This window comes from Pseudoalteromonas aurantia, assembly GCF_005886875.1.
Taxonomy (GTDB): domain Bacteria; phylum Pseudomonadota; class Gammaproteobacteria; order Enterobacterales; family Alteromonadaceae; genus Pseudoalteromonas; species Pseudoalteromonas aurantia_A.
This window is the reverse complement of sequence record NZ_PNBY01000138.1, coordinates 1-2,336: the sequence shown is the minus strand read 5'-3', so window position 1 is coordinate 2,336 and position 2,336 is coordinate 1. Positions and strand designations below refer to the sequence as shown.

Here is a 2,336-nt window from a genome sequence, read left to right as displayed (position 1 = left end):
GTATCCGTCCGCCAATCCCACTTAGAGCTTAACATTCCAGGGCAGCAGGGATTCGATATCTGGCTCTGGCTGGCATAGCTCTTCCAGGCACTTCATGACGTAGTCGAATGGTGTCAGGCCGTTGGCCTTGGCAGTCTCTATAATGCTGTAGAGTGCGGCGCTGGCGTTTGCACCATTGGCCGTTTGACTAAACAGCCAGTTTTTGCGGCCGATCACGAAGGGCTTGATGGCGCGTTCGGCCCGGTTGTTGTCTATGTTGAGCCGCCCGTCTTCCAGGTAGCGCACCAACTTCGGCCATTGATTGTTCAGATAGGTAATGGCTTCGCCAAGTTTGGTTTTCGGCAACACGTTTTGTTTGCTCAGCCAGACGTGGAGTTTGTCGATGACGGGCCTGGCCTGTTGCTGGCGCGCCCGGTGTTTTTCTTCCACGGTTTTGTCTTTGTGTTTCGACTCGATGCCGTAGAGCTTTTGGATATAACTCAGCGCCATATCGGCACGTCCCGATTTACCTTTGCCCTGGGCCTGTTTCGCTTCGATGAACTTGCGCCTGGCATGGGCCCAACAACCGACCAAGGTGGCTGCCGTTTTCTCATAGGCCTGGTAGCCATCCACCTGCAAATAGCCCGAGTAACCGTCGAGATAATCCACCGGGCACATCGCCGCACGACTATCGCGATAGTCGTACAACACTATGTTCGGTATTGGGTTATTGCCCCTCGGGGAATCGGTGCCGGTGCAATACAACCACATGTAACTCTTGGCTTTGTCGGATTGCACCACCTTGACCGGCGTCTCGTCCGCGTGTATCACGGCCTGTTGCCGTAAGTTCTGCTTCAGCCTTTCTATTACCGGCTCAAACAAAGTGGCCGATTTGAGTATCCAGTCGCTCATGGTTTTGCGGCTAAGTTCAATGCCGTACTGCTTGAACAGGGCCTCTTGGCGATGCAGCGGTAAGCCATACTGGTATTTACTGGTGATAAGCTGGGCCAGTAAACTGGCCGTCGCTATGCCTTTCGGTATCGGGCTGACGAGCACCGGCACCTGCTTGATGGCGTTGCTTGTCCCGGTCTTTTCACACCGGCGGCAGGCGTATTTAGGGCGAATATGCTCGATGACTTTAACCTGTGCCGGGATGAACTCCAGTTTCTCGGCTTTGTCTTCACCGATTTTATGCAGCTTGCCTTCGCAGCAGGCGCAGACTTTCTCTTCATCGGGTAAGTCATGAACAAGGGTTTCACGCGGCAGCTCGGGTGGCAATGGTTTGCGCTTAGGTTTGTTGCGCTCATAACTGATGGCTTCTTTTTCCGGCGTGTCTTCGGTCTGCCCGGCCAGCGCTTCCGCTTCGTTAAACAATTCACCTTGCCCGGCGAAGCCTTCGGACGATTTGCCGAATTGCTTGTGTTGTGCGAGGCGAAATTGTTCTTCGAGATATTGATTGCGGGCGTTTACCACGGCCAGCTCTTGCTGAACTTTTAGCAACTGCCGTTTTAATTCTTCAATATCGTCGGGAAGATGGGAATTATATGTCATGGCAGTATGTTACCAGACTTATCTGACGCGAATTAGAACGATTTTTTCGCGATCATCCACTTCTATGCAAGATCGTCATAACACCGCCGATTGCAGTGAGAGCGGGCGATGACCGATGACATCGAAACCGGACAACAGCCAGTGCAATTGCTGCTCCGACAAGGACAAGGTCGGGCCGTGGAGCTTAGTCGGCCACTTGAATTTGTCCTTCTCGAGGCGCTTGTACCACAACGCAAAGCCGGTGCGATCCCAATACAGGATCTTCAACTTGTCCCGGCCTTTATTGCAAAAGACAAACACCGCCCCCGACATGGCGGACAATTCAAGTTCGGACTCAACCAGCGCAGCCAGGCCATTAATCGATTTTCTAAAATCGACGAACGCGTGATGGAGATAAACCTCTGGCACCCCAACAAACATCTTCATCGCAATAGCCCTCTGACGATCGCAACCACCTGCTCGACAGGCAGTGACATTGGTAAAGTCAGCGTGCCGGAGCGAACATCAAATTGGAGCTCGGCGTGGGATTCAAACCGGGTTTGTTCTGTGGTCGTCTTCACCTGAATAAAATTGTTGGTCGATCGGCTGCGGATACTCGCCTGATGTTTGTAAAAGCTGGTCATGGAAATACCATGGCGCCGACAGAACTCGACATTGGTGCCGTCGAATTCTTTACGACGATTTATGAGCTGTTGCCACTGTGCGGCTGAGCGTCGGTTTTTCATTGGATTCTCCTGATATTAAGTTCAGGAAGAATTTTAAATTTCAGAGCAGCTTTTGATAGACGGGGTTCGCCGGACGCTTAC

At 52.3% G+C, this 2,336-nt stretch carries 3 protein-coding genes; all 3 read right to left on the bottom strand.

Annotated elements, in window-relative coordinates; all coding sequences use genetic code 11:
• Positions 1–21: 21 nt before the first annotated feature.
• Positions 22–1,530: an IS66 family transposase gene (gene tnpC / locus CWC18_RS19620; RefSeq protein ID WP_138675939.1), complete on the bottom strand. Its 1,509-nt coding sequence runs from the start codon at positions 1,528–1,530 to the stop codon at positions 22–24.
• A gap of 75 nt (positions 1,531–1,605) precedes the next feature.
• Positions 1,606–1,956: an IS66 family insertion sequence element accessory protein TnpB gene (gene tnpB / locus CWC18_RS19615; protein ID WP_138675938.1), complete on the bottom strand. Its 351-nt coding sequence runs from the start codon at positions 1,954–1,956 to the stop codon at positions 1,606–1,608.
• Positions 1,953–2,255 carry an IS66 family insertion sequence element accessory protein TnpA gene (gene tnpA / locus CWC18_RS19610; protein ID WP_138675937.1) on the bottom strand — a complete coding sequence of 101 codons (303 nt, stop codon included), beginning with the start codon at positions 2,253–2,255 and terminating at the stop codon, positions 1,953–1,955. The genes tnpB and tnpA overlap by 4 nt, the downstream gene beginning before the upstream one ends.
• Positions 2,256–2,336 lie beyond the last annotated feature (81 nt).

Coding starts and splice junctions, on each gene's coding strand:
- tnpC (WP_138675939.1), bottom strand. CDS start 1,530: ATGACATATAATTCCCATCTTCCCGACGATATTGAAGAATTAAAACGG.
- tnpB (WP_138675938.1), bottom strand. CDS start 1,956: ATGAAGATGTTTGTTGGGGTGCCAGAGGTTTATCTCCATCACGCGTTC.
- tnpA (WP_138675937.1), bottom strand. CDS start 2,255: ATGAAAAACCGACGCTCAGCCGCACAGTGGCAACAGCTCATAAATCGT.